Raw genomic sequence first — 17379 nt, 5'->3', positions numbered from 1 at the left:
TCCCAAACGGGAGGAGTGGTAGTTCAGCTGGTTAGAATGCCTGCCTGTCACGCAGGAGGTCGCGGGTTCGAGTCCCGTCCATTCCGCTAAATATGTTAGCAAAAACATCAAAAAGGCCTTTAATCGATGATTAAGGGCCTTTTTTTATGTCAAAGAACCCGTATCAAACCAATAAATATGACTTATCCGGTTACGTTATTCGGTTAAACTCTAAAGAACTTATGCAGCTGTTAATGTTTATCACCGGGATAGATCAATCTTAGAGCATTAAATATGGCCTGGTGAGAAATAGTTGCATGGTCTTCTGCCGGGAGGTAATCAAAATAAACTGTTACCGTTTTGCTTTGCGTCTTTTTTATTTTCTCTGCTAATAAATTGGCATCTACCTCCATCACCCGGGAAACTTGTGTAGGTGTAAGTCCTTCTTTACCCACTCCAATATAAATTGCTATTTTTTGCGAAAAAGCACTTAACAGCATGGGAGAAGATTGAGTTAGTAACGAACCATTATCCCACCAGATACTCGGGCTAACTATGATATATTTACCAAAGAGTGTTGGTTTTTTGAGCAAAATCTCTGTGGCTAACAGCCCGCCTAATGATTGGCCAATGATAGTTTTATTGCTATTTGCCTTGTATTTTTTTTCTATAAACGGCTGCAGCTCTTTTTCAATAAATGCAATGAATTTATCAGAATGGCCTGCCGTTGGATATCTCTTTTTATCGGCGTCGATAGTGGTTGGATAGGTGTAATCCCTTTTCCTGTCTACCGTAGCTATACCAACTACAATAGATTTAGGCACGCGGTTTATCCATTCGAAACTATTAAATTGATACAAGCCTACAACATGGATAAAATCCTCATCGGCCGAGCCATCAAGGAGGTAGGTAACGGGATACGAAACAGTATCCTTTTTGTTATAACCTTCCGGAAGATAGATATTCAAAACCCGCTTCTCTCCCAGCTCATTTGAATTAATTTCATCAGTAACCCCAAGTACAAAGGGTTTGGCTTTATCGGCTTTAACCGCATCTTTAGTTTGGCAGAAGGCCTGAATGGTTAGAAAGGCGATAAAAATGGTTGTAATTATTTTCATTAGTAGTGTATAACCTGGCTGTATTTTTTTTAGTATTTTCCCTTGCCAGATACGATCATCGATGCCAGGTGGTCATCCAGGTTATAAATATCCTTGCGGAAGTTTACTTTACCGTCGCGGTCTACAAATGAGGTTAGATAGGCGATATAAACAGGCACTTTTTTAGTGAGCGTAAAATACTGCTCCCGGCCCTGGTGCATGGCTTTATCTATTTTTTCGGGCGACCATTGCGTGTAATCTTTTAGCAGAAAGTTGGCCAGCTTAACCGGCTCTCCCACCCTGATGCAGCCGTGGCTAAACGCCCTGGTGGTTTCGCCGAATAATGATTTAGAAGGCGTATCGTGCAAATAAATATTATAGCTGTTGGGGAACAGAAACTTAACCAGTCCCAGTGAATTTTCTGGGCCAGGCTTTTGCCTTACCGCCGGCAAACCACCTTCATATCCGGTTAGTTCCATATTATGCTGCGCCAAATAGTTTTTATTGCGTTTCATCCCCGGGATGATCTCTTTTTGTAATATCCCCGGCGGGATGTTCCAGTAAGGGCTGAATACTACATACTTAATCTCGCCCGAAAATACCGTGGTTTGATGCACCGTTTGGCCCACCACCACATTACAGCTCCACAACAAACTATCGGCATTGTACACATGTAGTTTAAATTCGGGGATGTTAACGGCTAAATAATAAGAATCCATACTTACAGGCAGCCAGCGACTACGTTCCATGTTCACTAAAATGGTGGTAATACGCTTATTAAGCGGCACATTAAGTTCGGCTATGGTGGCCTTGTTCAATATCCCGTTACCGGTAAGGCCATGTGTTTCCTGAAAGCTCTTTACAGCGGTTTGCAATTCGGGCGTAAATACCTTGTTTGTGGTATCGCCCTTAAAATCTTCGAGCAGGTATAAGCGCCTTTTTATGGTTGTTATAACCGCAGATGAATCGCCTGCTTTGTAAGCCTTTGTTGCCGCTATTGGCGCCCAGCTTTCGTCTTTTTCTAATTTACGATATTTGCGTAAGTAGCTTCGCAATAACTCGTACTGGCGATATACAGGCTCGTTAATGTGGCCTTTACCAGCGGGCTCACTTAAAAGGCTATCGAGGTATTGGTTATAATCAACCTTTTTGCGCGGCACATACCACTTTGCAGATTTACTTGCCGACTCGTCCATCCCTCTCCATACCAGTTGCGAGAAAGCAAAGTACTGGTACGTAAGCATCAGCTCGAGTTTAATATCGGTTTGTTTTTTCTTTGGGCTGATGTTATTAATCAGCGAATCGAGCGTTTTTTGATAGGGTAATTCTTTGTAAACCCCGTTTCTTTCTAAATTACCTACACGGTTGGCCAGGTTAGCTGCTTGTTCTATCAGCGTGCCGTTCTCAAACCAGGCATAAGCATAATTTCTTTTTTTGTAAAACTCGGCAACATCGCCGGTATAAGTCTTGAGGTTGGGATACAGCTTAACAAACGAGTTAATCTGTGTACTATCAAACACAGAACTCACTTGCTCGCTAAAGTTACCGGGGATGGTTTTATCCCATGCTTTGGCTAAAGAATCTTTCTTGGCAGGCTTTTTAGCCGGTTGATTCTGGCTACAGCTGCTTAACGAAAAGCTACTGATTAATACAATAAATAGTAAATAAGAGAATTGCCTAAACCTCATAACCTGCATAACAACTAAAGCATTGTGATAAATTCACAATAATTGAATGTAGCTTTTTTTAGAGATAAATAAGCGAAACGAACACCTTTTTTAGTTGTGTTACTACGAAAAGGTATGGTTAACAAAATTGATCCGCCATAACCGGCGAATATGATAACTTGTTTAAAGGTTTTTTTTAGATCCTGTAGCGCAAAGCAATCATGTTACCAATTGCATTGATAACACCGTGCTTAGGTTCGCTGGCATTATCGGTACCCCATTTACCGGCGAGTTTACGCAACTGATAGTTTTCACCATCCAACATAATATCTATTTGCTGGTTGTTGAAAGATGGCTTTTTATTCAGGATGTAAAACGTTACATCCGAGTTTCCATAAGTTAAACGTAAAGGCTGGCTCATATCAATTTGCTTTTGTATTTAACTATAAGCCAATAGCATACCAAACTCAACAGTTAACCATAGTGAAACTTATTACAACTATAGGTTGAATTTTGAGGCCATTACTTGATTGAGTAATAAAAGTGTTGTATCGTTTAATATGCAAGAGGTGTAGCAAATACACAATTACCTCGCAATAACGTGCTGGTTGGTATCATCTTGATTCTTGGCTCTCTATTCCTGGCTCTCTATTTCAGTTCATCCAAAACCCTGAACATTTTTTGCTTAATGCCCGCTGATGGCCCGTTATAATTATTAACGATGATAGAAAAGCAAAGCTCGCGGCCATTATAGGTTTGATAGCCTGCGTAAGCCAGGGTGTTATTAATGGTACCGCTCTTCATGTGCATGTTATTGTAAACGGGCAGGCTTTCGTAAAAGTCAGCAAACCAGGCTTCCTTTTTAGCCGTTTGCAAGATGCGGGCCATGGTCATGGTGGTAATGCGGTTGCCGGGCGATAGGCCGCTGCCATCAACAATATTTAAAGAATTAATGTCGATACCATGCGCTTTCCAGTAATTACGGGTAACGGATGGATAATCCTTAGTCTTCAACGAATCGGCCATGGCCAGCAGTAATTGCTCGGCATACAGGTTGATACTTTTTTGATTGAGCCAGTAAATGATCTTTCGTAATGGCGGCGAATAATGGGTAATGAAAACTTTTCCTAAAGCAATATCTACAGGAGCATTCGCGGTTGTCAACGTTGTCTCTGATTCTGTTTTGCCGGTTACCGTAATACCAGCACTCACTAAAGTATCTTTTAAGCGCCGTGCTGCTTCATAAGCAGGGTCGGGTAAGGCAGCGGCAATCTTTTTTTTCTCCTGGTCGATGGCATAAGTACCTTGCAAAAGAACCTTGTTGCTATTAACCGGTAGTGTAGCATAAGCATTATCGCCACTCCCTGCCGAACCCGTAATTAGCTCGTTTATAAATTGCAGATAAGGCATTGCCGGTACAGTACCTGCCATGGTAACAGGTTTACCAACCTGGCCGGGCTTCAGCAAAACATCATACGAATTTTCGCGCCAGCATAAATTATTAGGAAAGGCACCGTAATAATTACCCATATCCTGCCAGATCCATCCCTGTGGTGGGTGGTTGGTGCCCGTGGCTATGATAGAACCATTGATCTTTTTAACACCTGCCTTTTTTAAGCCGTCTACAAATTGGCGTAACACAATACGCTCTGTAGTCTCTTCCCAACGAAAACTACCCAAAGTAGGATCATCGCCACAACTAATGATGACATTACCATTCCAGATACCACCCGCGCTTAACGAACCGCCTGCGCTACCAGCTATAGTGGTTTTAAAACGATAATCGGGCCCTAATAAATTCATGGCCGTAATGGTAGTCACGGTTTTTAAGGTGGATGCCGGGGCCAGGCCCATGTTTGGATTGGCAGAGAATATAACTTCACCTGTTTTAGCATCAAGTACAGTTAGCGAGATTGACGCGTAAGTATTTTGCGCATCCTGCTGAAGATGAGATACCGCCGATTGTAGTTTTTGATTGAGGGTTTGAGCTTTTGAAATGCTAATCGATAGTAAAAGCAAGATGGCTAAAACACACCCCTTATTAAGTGTTAGTGCTAAAACTTCTGCCCTACAATTCCCCTCTCGAGAGGGGATAGTACTGTCATTGCAACTTGCAGTAAGCGTTGATTGGGGTGTGTTCTTTAAACTAATGCTTCTATTTCTTCTTCTACCTTTATTCATAACAAACTTCCAACTGCTCCACAGAACCCCTAATAACCTAAGAACACCGTTATTGCAAGGTACGAAGCAATCCCCGACTGTGCAGTTCTAATCTACAGAGCCGCTCTGTATGTTTGAGATTGCTTCGTACCTTAATAACGTGGTATATTATCGCATGTTACTAAACCGGACTTTCATAAACCGCTTCTCCACCATTCTTCACATTCCGTTGCGATATATAATAAATAGGGATACCTATCAGCACGATGATAAAACCGGGCCAGGTAAACTCTGGTTTGTAAATAATTAACAAGATACAAAAAGCCAGCCCCATCACTACATAAATGGCAGGCAGTACCGGGTAACCGAAAGCTTTGTAAGGGCGTTCTGCATTGGGTCTTTTTACGCGCAGTATGTAAATACCGACGATGGTAAGCACATAAAACAGCACAACCACAAATGAGATCATATCCAGCAAATCACCATATCTGCCACTGAGGCAAAGTAAGGAAGCCACAATGCACTGTAACCACAAGCCAAATTCGGGTACGGCATTTTTATTTAAGTGGCCGGTACGTTCAAAAAACACACCGTCTTTAGCCATCGTGTAATACACACGGGCACCAGCAAGGATTAAGCCGTTATTACAGCCGAACGTGGAAACCATGATCATCAGCGCGATAACCACCGTACCAATATTCCCGAATATTACATGCGATGCCGCTACCGCAACACGGTCTTTTTCGGCATTGGCAATATCGTGCAAAGGCAAAACAGCAGTGTACATTACGTTGGCCGCTACATAGATCAGCGTTACAATTAAGGTGCCTAAAAATAAGCTTAAGCCAACATTGCGTTGTGGGTTTTTCATTTCCCCGGCAATAAAGGTTACACTGTTCCAGGCATCGCTACTGAAAATTGAACCCACCATTGATGCTGCAATAGCACCCAAAGCAGCTGTAATACCCAGGCCTGCAACCGTTCCGCCTGTACTAAACTCGTGGATATTCCAGGGGTTTGTCCAGTTGGCATGCCATACATCACCTTTAAACATAATGAAACCGAAGATGATCAGCCCGAATAAACTGGCCAGCTTAGTTAAGGTAAATGTAGTTTGGATAATTTTACCGGTTTTAACACCTCTTGTATTGATATAGGTAAGCAGGATAATCAATATGATTGATACCACCTGCGCAGCACTAATGTGAAACTTACCCGCCTGAAAAAGGATATTATCCTCGCTAACAGCAGGAATCAAATAGGCAGTAAATTTCGAGAATGCAACTCCTACTGCAGCTATGGTACCAGTTTGTATTACGGCAAAAAAGCTCCACCCGTATAAAAAGGCGATCAGTTTGTTGTAAGCTTCTTTCAAATACACATATTGACCGCCTGCTTTGGGGAACATGGCGCTTAATTCGCCATAGCTTACGGCGGCGGTAAGCGTCATAAAACCGGTAAGCAGCCAGATGGCAATAAGCCAGCCGGCCGAGCCTACGTGCCTGATAATGTCGGCACTTACAATAAAAATACCAGAGCCAATCATAGAGCCTGCTACCAGCATGGTGCCGTCGAGCAAGCCCAGCTCGTGCTTCATTTCTTTCTTTTCGGTAGTGTGTTTCATCAATAGTTTGTGATTTGGACTCCTAAGCTATTTAAAAAAATTTACATGCCCATACATACGCTACAAATTCAGGCTCAAATACTTGCAAGTCCCAAAAATTTTACGAACATTCGTTTTATACCAATTATAAAACCGACCATATGGATTTCTTGAACACTTACTTAATTTATCTGATCCCTGTTTTCGGTCTCATCAGTATTGCCGTAATGATCGGCAAATCTGCATGGGTAACCAAACAGGATGCGGGCGACGAGGGTATGCAAACCCTTGCAGGTTACATTGCCGATGGGGCGATGGCATTTTTACGTGCAGAATGGAAAGTGATGGGTTACTTTGCCGTTATTGCCGTTATTTTACTGGCCTGGTCGGGTACTACGGTACCAACCTCTAGTCCGGTTATTGCCATCTCGTTTCTTATCGGGGCATTTTTATCGGCTTTTGCAGGCTTTTTAGGGATGCGCATTGCTACCAAAGCCAATGTGCGTACCACACAAGCAGCCAAAACAAGTTTGGCGCAGGCACTAAAAGTATCGTTTACCGGCGGCACCGTGATGGGCCTTGGTGTTGCCGGTTTGGCGGTAATAGGGATAGGGTCGCTATTCATTGTTTTTTACACCATTTATGTTAAAAATGTACATGGCAACGTAAACGGCGAAGAAATGCAGAAAGCCCTCGAGGTTTTAGCCGGATTTTCATTAGGGGCCGAATCTATCGCCTTATTTGCCCGTGTGGGCGGCGGTATTTACACCAAGGCTGCCGATGTAGGCGCCGACCTGGTGGGTAAGGTTGAAGCCGGCATCCCCGAAGATGACGTGCGTAACCCTGCCACCATTGCCGATAACGTAGGCGATAACGTGGGCGACGTAGCCGGCATGGGTGCCGATTTATTTGGCTCGTATGTAGCCACCATGCTGGCCACCATGGTACTGGGGCGCGAAATTGTATCGCATGATAATTTTGGTGGCATTGCCCCTGTTTTGCTCCCGATGGTTATTGCCGGTGTGGGTTTAATATTTTCAATTATCAGTGCCTCTTTTGTGCGGATAAAGAAAGAAACCGACAGCGTACAAACCGCACTAAATATGGGTAACTGGATGAGCATCATACTTACCGCAATTGCCACATTTTTTGTAGTAAGGTGGATGCTGCCATCTGGCAATATGTACCTCACCCGCGATCTGGACCTTAGCGGCAACATTAAAACCGGCTCGCTGGTATTTACCAAAACCGGCGTGTTCCTTTCAATTGTTGTGGGGCTTATTGTGGGCACGCTAATGTCTATCATTACCGAATATTATACAGCCATGGGCAAGCGCCCGGTGATGAGCATCATCAGGCAATCGTCAACCGGGCATGCTACCAATATTATTGCAGGTTTGGCCGTGGGGATGGAATCAACCGTGCTGCCTATCCTGGTTTTAGCCTCGGGCATTTATGGTTCTTACCACTTTGCCGGTTTATACGGTGTGGCTATTGCCGCAGCAGGGATGATGGCAACCACGGCAATGCAGTTAGCTATCGATGCCTTTGGGCCGATTGCCGATAACGCCGGTGGTATTGCCGAAATGAACCAGCTACCCGAAGAAGTACGCCACCGTACAGACAACCTGGATGCCGTAGGTAACACTACCGCTGCTACAGGCAAGGGATTCGCCATTGCTTCGGCGGCGTTAACCTCACTGGCTTTATTTGCGGCATTTGTGGGTGTTGCCGGCATCGACCATATTGATATTTACAAGGCCGATGTATTAGCCGGGTTATTTGTAGGCGGGATGATCCCGTTCATCTTCTCTGCCTTGTGTATTGCGGCTGTAGGCCGCGCCGCGATGGCCATGGTTGAAGAAGTGCGCCGACAGTTTCGCGAAATTCCCGGCATTATGGAATACAAGGCCAAGCCCGAGTACGAAAAATGCGTGGCCATCTCTACCAAGGCTTCTATCCGCGAAATGATTGCCCCCGGCGCCATTGCGCTCATCACTCCGATTATCATCGGTTTCGCTTTCGGCCCCGAAGTATTGGGTGGTTTGCTTGCCGGTGTAACCGTATCAGGTGTGCTGATGGGTATGTTCCAGAGCAATGCCGGCGGTGCCTGGGATAACGCTAAAAAATCATTCGAAAAAGGTGTGGAGATCAATGGCGAGATCTTCTACAAAAAATCTGAGCCACATAAAGCATCTGTTACCGGCGATACCGTGGGCGATCCGTTCAAGGACACCTCCGGCCCGTCGATGAATATTCTGATCAAGCTGATGTCTATCGTTTCGCTGGTAATTGCACCGCATTTACACAAGGAGGTTGATACCAACAAGCATATTCAGAAAGAGATTAAAATACAATCGATGATTGTGCATGGGGTTAAGGTAGAGAAGAAAATATAAATAATTAAGGAGGCGTTTCGTCTCCCTTTTTCATTCTCACCTTTACGTCATTGCGAAGAGGTACGACAAAGCAATCCCCGATCTACAGAGCCACTAAGTAAGTTTGATCTGCAAAGTTGGGGATTACTTCGTACCTCGCAATGACGTACTTAAGTAATTACCGATACCTAAACCCGATTGAAGTGGATACCGGCCCGCGCCTAATGCCAGTGTAGTATGAGCGTAAAGCGGGACCAGCGGAACATCAGTGCTACCACCTTAAATTTTAAAATACCCAACCACTACATCTCTAAAATTCTGTAGATTTTATAGTCATTCATAGATTAAACAAACTATCAGGAACCATTGCCGGCTATCACTTCACATTTTGCCATTTTCCACCAATAAATTAACAACAAAACATTAGTTCTGCCTTTATTTAATACCCAAATAGCATACCGATACATGTATTTAGGCTTTTTGTTTTCTTATTCTTGATTGTTACAAGTGTACTATTCTGTTTTTGGAGAAAATTAAGTACGTTTGGGCTGCTAAACATGATTAAATCTTTACAACAGATCAAAAACAATGAGTTTATTTATTAAGAAGTCCATTCAGTCGTTGTTGGCGGCATCTGCCGAATCAGAAAAAACACTTAAGCGAACGCTTGGACCAACTGCACTAATTGCTTTAGGCATAGGTGCTATTATTGGTGCAGGTTTATTTGTACGTACTGCTGCTGCTGCCGGTGGCAACGCAGGCCCTGCCGTAACCATATCTTTTATTATAGCCGCTATTGGTTGTGCGCTTGCAGGCCTTTGCTATGCTGAATTTGCGAGTATGATCCCGATTGCGGGTAGTGCTTATACTTATTCTTATGCCACCATGGGCGAATTTATTGCCTGGATAATCGGCTGGGATTTGGTTTTAGAATATGCACTGGGTGCAGCTACCGTAGCCATAGGCTGGTCGCAATACCTCAATGATTTACTGCAAACGTTTTTCGGGCTCTCCATACCCTATCAGTACTGCCATTCGCCTTTCCAGGTATCTGAAGCGGGCGTACATGGTTTGGTTAACTTACCAGCCATACTCATTATCTTTTTACTAACCCTGTTATTGATCCGCGGTACGGCCGAGTCTGCAGCGGTTAACAACGTTATCGTATTGGTAAAAGTAGCCATCGTATTGCTGATCATCGGTTTCGGCTGGCAGTTTATTAACCCGCTTAACCATACACCATATATGATACCTGCAAATGCCGGTACTATTAAACTAAATACAGGTGTGCTGCATGATTATGCAGCCAGTGGTAACCACGGCTGGTTTGGGGTATTGCGCGGCGCGAGTATCGTATTCTTTGCCTTTATTGGTTTTGATGCCGTATCTACTGCTGCACAAGAGGCTAAAAACCCACAGAAAGATATGCCGATGGGTATCTTAATTTCGTTGGTTATCTGTACTGCTTTATATATCCTGTTTTCGCACGTGCTAACCGGTATAGCATCTTACAAAGAGTTTTTAACCCAGGGCAGCGAGGCTTCTGTATCATACGCAATCCGCCATCACATGCCGGGTTTCGAATGGTTGGCCAAACTGGTTACGGTTGCAATTCTGGCAGGTTTTTCATCAGTAATACTGGTGATGTTAATGGGACAAACCCGTGTATTTTATACCATGAGCACAGACGGATTGGTACCGGGCGTATTTGCAAAACTGCACCCTAAACACCGCACCCCATACAAATCGCAATGGTTATTTTTTGGTTTCGTATCTATTTTTGCCGGCTTTGTGCCAGATAGCATTGTAGGCGACATGGTGAGCATCGGTACACTATTTGCGTTTGTATTGGTATGCATCGGTATTTTCATTCTTCGCAGAACCGACCCTAACATTAACCGCCCTTTTAAAACACCTTTATACTACATTGTTTGCCCGCTTGGCGCACTGGTTTGTTTAGGTATGATTTTTAGCGAAGGCTGGGAAAACTGGGCACGTTTAATTGTATGGTTAATTATTGGCTTTATCGTTTACTTTGGTTACAGTATTAAGCACTCTAAGGTTCGCCACGGTGTAAACGAGCTTCCTAAAGATCCGCCAAACCCACATTACGTAGACTAAATTTATTATTTTAATAATATTGAAAAAGGTTCTGTGAAAACAGAACCTTTTTTGTTGATATTGCCTAAAAATTACCACCAGTTATTAAATCAATGAAAATAGCGTTAGCCTCGCCCCCCTTCCCAAAATCTATCAACGACGGTTTGTACTGGGTAGATAAACTAACAAAAGAGGCTGCAGACCAGGGTGCGGAAATTATCTGCTTCCCCGAATCATACATACCGGGATACCCGGCAACGGAGTTTACGATAGAAACGCATGCGCAGGAAAAATTGGAAATAGCCTTAAAACGAATCTGTGAAATTGCAAAACAACATCAGCTCGCCATCATTATCCCGATGGACTGGGAAACCGGGGAAGGAATTTTTAATGTTGCCTTTGTAGTATCTGCCCTGGGCGAAATACTGGGTTATCAGACTAAAAACCAACTCGACCCGACAGAAGATAACAGGTGGATGCCTGGTAAAGAACGGCACCTGTTTGAAGTAAATGGCCTAAAGTTTGGCATTGTAATTTGCCACGAGGGTTTCAGATACCCGGAAACTACCCGGTGGGCTGCGCGGCATGGTGCGCAAATTGTGTTTCATCCGCATTTTGCAGGCAGCAATAGCAGTGGCGTTAAGCCTACGCAATGGGGTGCTCCGGAAAACCCTTATTACGAAAAAGCGATGATGATGCGCAGCATCGAAAACACCATTTATTTTGCCAGCTCAAATTATGCAACAGATTTCCCAGAGTCGGCCACCTCAATGATTGACCCGGATGGAAAGTGCATAGCCTACCAGCCATACGGCAAAATTGGCGTACTTGTTACCGAAATAGACCCTGCATTAGCCACCGGATTTTTGGCTAAAAGATTAAAGCCGGAACTGTACCCCAATAATATCTAAGAATATATTTAATGAAAGCTGATAAAAATCTGTGGGTACTTATTTGTGTTTGCGTAATTAACTCGCTGGGGTTCGGCATCATTGTTCCGCTCATTTACTCGTACGGCAAAACGTTTGGTATTAATCAGCAAACGGTTGGCTATCTTACAGCATCATTCTCTATCGCACAGTTTTTTGCTACACCATTGTTAGGCGCTATTTCAGACAAATGGGGGCGTAAACCTGTTTTGGCCATCAGCCTCGCCGGTACCTGCCTGTCGTTTATCATGTTTGCTACCGCACATAGCCTGGTTATGCTGTTTGCTGCGCGGATATTAGATGGCATTACAGGCGGTAATATATCCGTAGCGCAGGCCATGGTATCTGATACAGCTACCCCTAAAGACAGGGCCAAGAAGTTTGGCTACCTCAGTTCGGCTTTTGGTTTCGGCTTTATAGGGGGGCCTGCAATAGGGGGATTACTAAGCAGGTTTGGCTTGCAGTTTCCATTTTACTTTGCAGCCGGCATAGCCCTGTTGGGTACATTGGCTACCGTTTTTCTACTGAAAGAAACTTACACTAAGGATAAACGCGCACAAAGCGAAAAAAGCAGGTTCACTTTTGTATCCCTGCTAACGGCTATGAAAAAACCGGTTATCGGCACAGCTGTATTTACCGGTTTCCTCCTTACCATGGCACAGTTTACCATGATTGTGGGCTTCCAAACCTTCAGTGTAGATGTACTAAAATTTAGCCCTACCGGTATCGGTTTATTTTATGCAGGTTTTGCGGTAACCGGTATCATTATGCAAATGTGCGTATCTTTATTTACCAAGATCTTCCCCTCGAAATCGGTCATATTGCTGCTTTCAACCATGCTGTGTATGGTAGCTATGTTTATGGCCGGATTTACGCAAACCTTTTTACTGTTTGGCGCATGCCTGTTTGTATATGGCATGTTTAACGGCTTACGCAACCCTATGCTCAACGCCATTATAGCCGACCATAACGACCCACGGAAACAGGGTGAAATACTAGGTGTTAATCAATCTTACGCATCTATCGGACAAACCTTAGGCCCGATTGGTGCCGGGCTTATCAGTGCCATATCCATCCATTCGGTATTTTTTCTGGCTTCATTCTACATTTTAATAGGTTTTTTACTTACTTTCAGGTTAAAATCTAAAGAACAACAAAACCGCATAGCGTGACCTATTTTAACTTTAACCAAATACTTTCTGTAACCATGATCCTTTTTGCCATCATTGATGTGCTGGGGACCATACCTGTTATCATTGAATTGAGAAGCCGCGTTGGCCACATTCAATCAGAGCGGGCAAGTATTGCGGCATTAGTTTTAATGATTGGTTTTCTTTACGCAGGCGAAGCTATATTGAAGGTGATAGGCCTTGATATCGCCTCGTTTGCTATTGCAGGTTCATTAGTGATCTTTATTATTGCCATGGAAATGATACTGGGCATCAACCTTTTTAAAGAGGAAATGTCTACCACCGTATCTATTGTACCCATCGCGTTTCCGCTTATAGCCGGTGCCGGTACCATGACTACCCTTTTGTCCCTTAAATCGCAATATCAAACCCAAAATATTGTAGTAGGTATTGTGCTCAACACCATAGTAGTTTACCTGGTACTTAAAAACGTACAATGGCTCGAAAGGCTGCTCGGCCCAACCGGGGTTAATATTTTACGTAAAGCCTTTGGTGTAATTTTGTTAGCCATTGCTATAAAGCTGTTTAGAAGCAATACGCATTTATAGCTCTTAAATGCCAGCCCGCTATTAAAAATTATACGCATTTAGGCTTAAAAAATATCTTAAACCTAAACCATACATTTACCATGTGTAAACATTTAAATTTGTAGTGCATATACATCGGTGCGGTTAACTACATGAAAATAACTTTTACTTTTTTGCTGCTGGCTTTTATAGCTACGTCTGCTAAAAGCCAGGCATTAATCAATTTATCGGGCTCGGTATCCGACAAACAAAACCACCCGATAGCCGGGGCTGCTGCTCACCTTTTAAATACCAACTATTATAGTCTTAGTGATAAAGACGGCAAGTTTAGCTTTAAACAAATTACAAAAGGTAGCTATATACTTCACGTTAATGCTGTTGGTTATGCTGATAAAAATTATTCTGTAAACTTAACGGGGCAAAATCAGGCTGTCACTATTCAGCTTAGTCCGTTCAACATGCAGCTGGATGAAGTGACCGTTACAGCACAAAATTTTGAACAAGATGAGCAAGTGGTACCATCAGCCATTACCACATTAACCGCCAAACAGGTGCGTGATTACGGACTACGGGATTTAAAGGATTTAACTGCCATAGCGCCCAACCTCTACTCGGCCGGGCCAGGCGATAACCGTACCGTTACCGGGATAAGGGGCATTGTAACCACTTCGTATGATCCTGCTGTTGCCACCTATGTAGATGGTGTAAACCAATACAACCTGGATACTTACATCCCCCAGCTGCTGGATGTTGAGCGTGTTGAAGTTTTAAGTGGCCCGCAAGGTACACTGTACGGCCGCAACGCTACCGGTGGTGTAATTAATATCATTACCAAACAGCCATCCAATACATTAAGCGGTTTTGCCGGTTTGGATTTTGGCAATTACGGTGCGCAGCGTTACACGCTCGGCATTAAGGCCCCTTTAATAAATGATAAGTTATACCTCGGCATCGCCGGCGTTTATTCGGCGTTTAATGGCTTCTATACCAACACTTATAATAACAGCCATTTTGATAAACAGCACTTTTTTTTAGGTAATTACTTCTTAAAGTTTCTGGCAAGCTCCAGGCTGGCTTTAACTTTAAATGTTAAAAACTACAACAACCGCAATAACGGCGCTTTCCCCCTGGCGGGCACACCTGCCGATGCCCTGGCTAACCCGTACCAGGTTAACCAGGACGCTACCACCAAAATGGTTGACAATACTTTCTATACTTCGCTGGCTGTTAATTATACAGGGCGTAATTTCAACTTTACGTCATTATCATCATACCAGGTTAATAACCGCTATTACACTACCCCTATCGATGGTGATTTCTCACCACTCGATGCGGTTTCTGTCGTGAATAATTATGGTGCCGATTGGAACAAGGTAAAAACCGGGATCCAGGAATTTCGATTCAGTTCGCCTGCTTCATCTACTTCTAAATTAAAATGGACCGGCGGTGTTTATGGCTTTTATCATTATGCGCCCAACCGCGTAGGTACACATTACGGTGCCGATGCGGCAGCTGTAGGTTCTCCGGTAAGCGATTTTACCAGTATTAACACCAATACCGACAGAAACTTTGGCCTCGCAGCCTACGCGCAGGCAACTTACTCCCTAAACGCCAATCTGGATATTACTGCCGGTTTACGGTACGATTACGAACACAAGAAAGAAAACGTACTGGGAGAATATCAGCCTAATGGACAGTCCTCTATCATTATCCGGCCGGATACCGCTGCAAAAGCTAACTTTAAGGCATTTTCGCCCAAGGTTAATATCGCTTACCGGCTTTCGGCCAGTAACAATTTATATGCCGGTTACAGCAGGGGTTTCAGGGCGGGCGGCATTACAGAACTATCGTCAGACCCATCGCAGCCACCACTGTATACCTTTAATCCCGAATACAGTAACAACTTCGAGATTGGCTCAAAAAATACCTTCTTTAATAATATGCTGCGATTGAATGTAGCCGCATTTTACATTCATGTAAACAACGCCCAGGTGCCTACGCTCATTTTGCCCGATGCCATAACGGTTACCAAAAATGCGGGCAGGTTGAACAGCAAGGGTGCCGAGCTAAGGCTTAACGCCACACCTGTTAAGTGGATTGCATTCGACTACAACTTTGGCTATACCCATGCCCGTTATACCGACCTGGTTATTGGCGACAACGGTGCCGTGGCAGATCTGAAAGGCAACCATCAAATTTATACGCCTAATATAACCTCTATGCTGGCCGCGCAATACAACTACGCTTTGGGAGGCCCGCAGATGGCAAGGCTTATTGCCCGTGCCGAATGGCGTTACCTGGGTGATCAATACTTTGATCTGGCTAACCAGATTGAGCAAAAAGCTTATAGTAAGTTTAACGGCCGTATTGGCTTAGAAACCAAAAACTTCAGCTTGTTTTTGTGGGAAAGTAACATAGCCAATAAAAAAGTTATTGACTACGCTTATGATTTTGGTGCTTCGCATCTGGCTAATCCACGCACTTACGGGGTATCTTTAAGTACTAATTTTTAATTGGAGGCACTATAGGCGTGTTGGTTCCTATCGATTTAAAACCATCCTTTCAAATACCTGTTAAAGCCATATGAACAATTTTTTCAGAACTATTATAGCGGCATGGGGTGCTAAGAAACTAGGCGGCGGTTGCCTGTCTACCATCATCATATTTGTTTTAATCTACACGTTGCTGGGCAAATGCAATAACCCATCTCGCGCCGCAGCTATTAACCCTGCTCATTTAAAAACGCAGTCACGTTAATCAGTTTGCTGATTAACCCTGGTTGGCTTTATAAATAAAGTAAGTATTTAATAACAGGTAAATAGCCAATACCACTTGTGCTGAGATGAGATCGAACCTGCGGGCTTGATCTACCTTTTCGGCTTTAACCATTTTAAGGCTGAATGAGGTGGCAATAATCACCGTGAGGATAAATAAGAGCGTGATGCCGTGCAGGGTATCAACCAGGGTAAAGGTGGTAGACTCGGGCAGAGACGAATCGATAATATACTTGTTACCGATTACCGCAAAAAGCGCACCCACGCTTAACCCAAACCGCGAATCGATACTGTCCCGGTGGATGTAAAAGCACATATAGGCAATCAGGAAAGCCACATACATGCCCAAAAACATTTTCCAAAACAAGCCCATGGCGTCCCGGTTAATCACCATCCTAACCTTATAATTACTGTATTCTGTATGCGGTTTTTTAACGCTCTCATCACCAAAGGCGGTTTCATAAGCTTTAGTGCCCGTAGAGGCCTCCAGAGTATCAATACGCCATCCCCTGAGCGTAAAGCGGGGGTCGAAATGCTTGCCTAAAGTATCGGCAGCAAAAACCAGTGAATGCGAATCGAACTGCGAATTTTCGATAGAAAACCTCAGCCTCTGCTTGTCAAAAGGGAAGTTATCAATCGCCCAGGAATCTTTCATTACACACTGCAGTTTCATTAGTATGTAGTATTTACCCCCTGTAGAGTCGATTGTAGAAAATGAAGTGGTCACCGTTTTGGCCTGTGGCACCTCGAGGTTCTTCAGAAAATCAAAATCTTTGTTTTTGTATTTGAGCCAAAGCCAAAGGGTTATGGTGTACTCTTTGTCTTTAAAATTAATGTCATGGATGCTGGTGATGTAGATGCCGGTTTTTACAGTATCGGGGGCGCTATGCTGAGCCCTGGCTGCTGCAGAAACAAACAATGCGATAATAAATAGAAATACCAGTTTATACTTCATTGCCAGGCAGCTTATGGTTA

At 43.7% G+C, this 17379-nt stretch carries 13 protein-coding genes and 1 tRNA gene; 8 read left to right on the top strand and 6 right to left on the bottom strand.

Annotated features, from left to right (window positions below):
- Nucleotides 1-12 precede the first annotated feature (12 nt).
- Nucleotides 13-86, top strand: a tRNA-Asp gene (locus tag RG47T_RS02415).
- Between the two features lie 144 nt (nt 87-230).
- On the opposite strand, the gene RG47T_RS02410 is transcribed toward RG47T_RS02415, so the two are convergent.
- The 5 genes from RG47T_RS02410 to RG47T_RS02385 form a co-directional block, all read right to left on the bottom strand.
- Nucleotides 231-1097, bottom strand: a complete 867-nt coding sequence (locus RG47T_RS02410) for an alpha/beta hydrolase (protein WP_074487859.1) — start codon at nt 1095-1097, stop codon at nt 231-233.
- Between the two features lie 29 nt (nt 1098-1126).
- Nucleotides 1127-2764: a L,D-transpeptidase family protein gene (locus RG47T_RS02405; RefSeq protein ID WP_074493058.1), complete on the bottom strand. Its 1638-nt coding sequence runs from the start codon at nt 2762-2764 to the stop codon at nt 1127-1129.
- 175 nt (nt 2765-2939) lie between these two features.
- Nucleotides 2940-3164: a hypothetical protein gene (locus RG47T_RS02400; protein WP_074487858.1), complete on the bottom strand. Its 225-nt coding sequence runs from the start codon at nt 3162-3164 to the stop codon at nt 2940-2942.
- Between the two features lie 227 nt (nt 3165-3391).
- Nucleotides 3392-4762 carry a D-alanyl-D-alanine carboxypeptidase/D-alanyl-D-alanine endopeptidase gene (dacB, locus tag RG47T_RS02395; protein WP_245770775.1) on the bottom strand — a complete coding sequence of 457 codons (1371 nt, stop codon included), beginning with the start codon at nt 4760-4762 and terminating at the stop codon, nt 3392-3394.
- Between the two features lie 322 nt (nt 4763-5084).
- Entirely contained in the window at nt 5085-6527 is a 1443-nt protein-coding gene (locus tag RG47T_RS02385) for an APC family permease (RefSeq protein WP_074487855.1), read from the bottom strand.
- Between the two features lie 140 nt (nt 6528-6667).
- Between RG47T_RS02385 and RG47T_RS02380 the strand changes: the two genes are divergently transcribed.
- The 7 genes from RG47T_RS02380 (at nt 6668) to RG47T_RS25910 (ending at nt 16387) form a co-directional block, all read left to right on the top strand.
- Nucleotides 6668-8905, top strand: a complete 2238-nt coding sequence (locus RG47T_RS02380) for a sodium-translocating pyrophosphatase (protein ID WP_074487854.1) — start codon at nt 6668-6670, stop codon at nt 8903-8905.
- A gap of 567 nt (nt 8906-9472) precedes the next feature.
- The gene (locus tag RG47T_RS02375; RefSeq protein WP_074487853.1) at nt 9473-11005 is read left to right on the top strand and encodes an amino acid permease; all 1533 of its coding nucleotides are present in this window, start codon (nt 9473-9475) and stop codon (nt 11003-11005) included.
- A gap of 92 nt (nt 11006-11097) precedes the next feature.
- Nucleotides 11098-11895: a carbon-nitrogen hydrolase family protein gene (locus RG47T_RS02370; RefSeq protein ID WP_074487851.1), complete on the top strand. Its 798-nt coding sequence runs from the start codon at nt 11098-11100 to the stop codon at nt 11893-11895.
- 11 nt (nt 11896-11906) lie between these two features.
- On the top strand, nt 11907-13085 hold the full coding sequence (locus tag RG47T_RS02365; RefSeq protein WP_074487850.1) for an MFS transporter: 1179 nt from the start codon (nt 11907-11909) through the stop codon (nt 13083-13085).
- Nucleotides 13082-13651 (top strand): MarC family protein, encoded by a 570-nt coding sequence (locus RG47T_RS02360; RefSeq protein WP_091690710.1) that lies wholly within the window; start codon nt 13082-13084, stop codon nt 13649-13651. The genes RG47T_RS02365 and RG47T_RS02360 overlap by 4 nt, the downstream gene beginning before the upstream one ends.
- A gap of 131 nt (nt 13652-13782) precedes the next feature.
- On the top strand, nt 13783-16143 hold the full coding sequence (locus tag RG47T_RS02355) for a TonB-dependent receptor (RefSeq protein WP_074487848.1): 2361 nt from the start codon (nt 13783-13785) through the stop codon (nt 16141-16143).
- Between the two features lie 70 nt (nt 16144-16213).
- Nucleotides 16214-16387 carry a hypothetical protein gene (locus tag RG47T_RS25910; RefSeq protein WP_171972461.1) on the top strand — a complete coding sequence of 58 codons (174 nt, stop codon included), beginning with the start codon at nt 16214-16216 and terminating at the stop codon, nt 16385-16387.
- Nucleotides 16388-16399: 12 nt separating this feature from the next.
- On the opposite strand, the gene RG47T_RS02350 is transcribed toward RG47T_RS25910, so the two are convergent.
- Nucleotides 16400-17359, bottom strand: a complete 960-nt coding sequence (locus RG47T_RS02350; protein ID WP_074487847.1) for a ligand-gated ion channel — start codon at nt 17357-17359, stop codon at nt 16400-16402.
- Nucleotides 17360-17379 lie beyond the last annotated feature (20 nt).

Origin of the sequence: Mucilaginibacter polytrichastri (assembly GCF_001911425.1) — a bacterium.
GTDB classification, from domain to species: Bacteria; Bacteroidota; Bacteroidia; order Sphingobacteriales; family Sphingobacteriaceae; genus Mucilaginibacter; species Mucilaginibacter polytrichastri.
This window is presented reverse-complemented; position numbering and strand designations above follow the sequence as displayed.